The organism is Candidatus Acidianus copahuensis (genome assembly GCF_000632495.1).
GTDB lineage: Archaea > Thermoproteota > Thermoprotei_A > Sulfolobales > Sulfolobaceae > Acidianus > Acidianus copahuensis.
Genome location: NZ_JFZT01000034.1, coordinates 1 through 2,452, shown reverse-complemented (window position 1 = coordinate 2,452; position 2,452 = coordinate 1). Strand labels below are relative to the sequence as shown.

At 36.1% G+C, this 2,452-nt stretch carries 3 protein-coding genes; all 3 read right to left on the bottom strand.

Going from position 1 to position 2,452, the window contains the following annotated elements; all coding sequences use genetic code 11:
- Nucleotides 1-164 precede the first annotated feature (164 nt).
- Nucleotides 165-488, bottom strand: a complete 324-nt coding sequence (locus CM19_RS04125) for a hypothetical protein (RefSeq protein WP_048099195.1) — start codon at nt 486-488, stop codon at nt 165-167.
- A gap of 73 nt (nt 489-561) precedes the next feature.
- Nucleotides 562-1,938 (bottom strand): RNA-guided endonuclease InsQ/TnpB family protein, encoded by a 1,377-nt coding sequence (locus tag CM19_RS04120; protein ID WP_052349452.1) that lies wholly within the window; start codon nt 1,936-1,938, stop codon nt 562-564.
- Between the two features lie 27 nt (nt 1,939-1,965).
- Nucleotides 1,966-2,452, bottom strand: a 487-nt coding sequence (locus tag CM19_RS04115) for a hypothetical protein (RefSeq protein WP_048099194.1), incomplete at its 5' end; no start/stop codon positions are given.

Here is a 2,452-nt window from a genome sequence, read left to right as displayed (position 1 = left end):
GAACCTATGGGACGATTAATACATTAAAAAATTAATAAAATCCTTAATAGACAATCGAAGAGAATGGGCTTTTAAGAACTATACTGCTTTTACATGCGAATTGTTGGACACGCGCAAATTCAAAATAAAAATATTAGAACTAGTGAGGGATACATAAACCGTTGTTAACTATAGCTAGGAATAACGCATTTGTCTTCATGCTGTAGACAGACTTTGACGTCAATAGAAAATATTTTCTTTAGAGCTATACCTAATTCAATTAAGAGAAAACTCTTTATACTTTCATCTCCCTTATTGGCGTTTAAATTTACAGTAGAATTCAAATTAGGTAATGAAGGTAAATTACCTCTAATACTGTCAGCTAATTCAACTTTAAAAACTTCAGCATACTTTCTTAAAGGTAACTCCTTCCAGAACTCAACAGCTCTCTGATCCGCACTTAAAATTATGGATCCTTCTAATAGTTGTGGGTCTATTCTGGGTATCATTTCATCACAAAATGAAAGTTCTGTAGCTGACCTCCTCCCCGCTCTAAAGAGCGAGGGTTCCCCTCATAGCGGTTCATAGGTTTTGATCCATACGTTTCACCCTCATAGAATCATAGCTAGCTACCAGCCCCGCTCCTCTCGTCCACGTATAGACCAGTGGGATGGTCTTACCCCAACTTATCCCTATCCCTCTGGTGGTGGAGCCCTCAACACCACCATCATTAGGACTCAGGATTATGGATATGTTAAACGCACCGACCAAGTCCGCGCTATACACCTTGTTAGATGTTGTACACTTAAATAAACCCCTTGAAACTCTTTCGCCACAACCCTTACCATGTATTGGGCAAGTAGTTGAAGTATATGCCTCGTTAACAAACTCAACAGTTATTCCGTGTTCTTCAGCAACATCCTTCAACTTTTCCATAACTTGTTTATAAGACCAGACGTTAACAACTAGAAAGTTACCCTTTTTCTGACTTATGTTCTTTGGATAACCAACCTTAATTAGTGAGACACCTTTGTTATACAGAAACTCAACAACTTTCCTTACGGTAGTATTTATTATAGCGTTTAACTTCCTCTTCCACTTAATGTACAACCTCCTTATTTCATTTGAGAACGGTTGTTTATACAAGGATAACAACTTCTGTTTCATACTTATCAATTTTCTGTAGTAGTACGAGATTGATTTTAACACCCTAGTCTTGATTAACACTTGTGTACCGTCAGAGATGTAGACAGCTAACAAGTTGTTTATCCCTATATCTATCCCACCTACTAAATTACCTTTTGACGTTAGTGGTACTTTAACCCACTTACCCGTATCTCTATTAAGTCTTTCACTTGCCTTTAAGGTAATGTGTGCATACCACTTATGCAACACGGAGTTGTATATTATTTCTAACCTCCCTTGTTCCCCTCTATAGTACATTTCTCCCTTGTATCTTATTGCTAAATCCTTGAATTGTCCCAAATGGTGTAGTTCTATCTCTTGTTTTTCCTCATCTATCTTGTATTGATCTTTTCTTAGCACGATTATCGTTTTCCTCTTCTTCTTGTCTTTCCAATAACCAGGTGGGTTTATCTTGTTGATAAATGGTAGTAATTTTTCCTCTTTCTTTGCCCTTAACAAGGAGAAGAATGAACTCCACGCCTCGTTATTTTTGTTTAAAACTTGTTGTGCTGTTATTGTACCTATCATGTTCTTATACTCATTATACCACTTGTTATAGGTACCCTTGATATCAACACCACGTTCACCGTTAAAGAACTGTCTTCTCCTTTCATAGTTTACTTGGTTCCATAGTTTTGAACACAAGTTTCCTAGTTCTTTTAACTCCTCCTCTTGTTCTTTTGTAGGAAAGAGTTCTATGGTTATGGTGCGCCTTAGGACTGATACAGTAGGCATAGGGACTGATCCCTTACTACTCTTCTTAGGTTTACCCACCGTACCGTCCTCATTAGGAATTACTCTCTACCTTTTATAAACTTTTTTTGATAACATCCCCGCTCTAAAGAGCGAGGCTTTCAGTTGTAAAACATTAGCCTTCCTTAAAGCGATTCTAAAAACGTCAAACAGAAGATCTGAAAAATTCTTGTCATATCCACTTTTCCCCTTATATTTGTAGCTTTCAATCTCATAATTTACGCAGAGAGGTATAGAGAGACCCTTAATTTCATAGGAGTGTATACCATAAAAGATAAGGTTAGTATCGATGACCACTTTTTCTTTTCCTTCCACAAAATCTTCTAAGCCAATTTTTTCGTCATTTTCCTTAATAACTAGGAGCTTATTATATCCAAGTAAGTTTAATATATTATTAATTTTATCTTGATTTTGACGAAATATGTTTGGCTTTGAGCCTTTTTCAGAACTTCCGATTATTTCTTTATTTATCTTTTCCTTAAGAGATGATATAGACTTCAAATCTTCACCATTTAACTTGAGATTAGTAAATCTT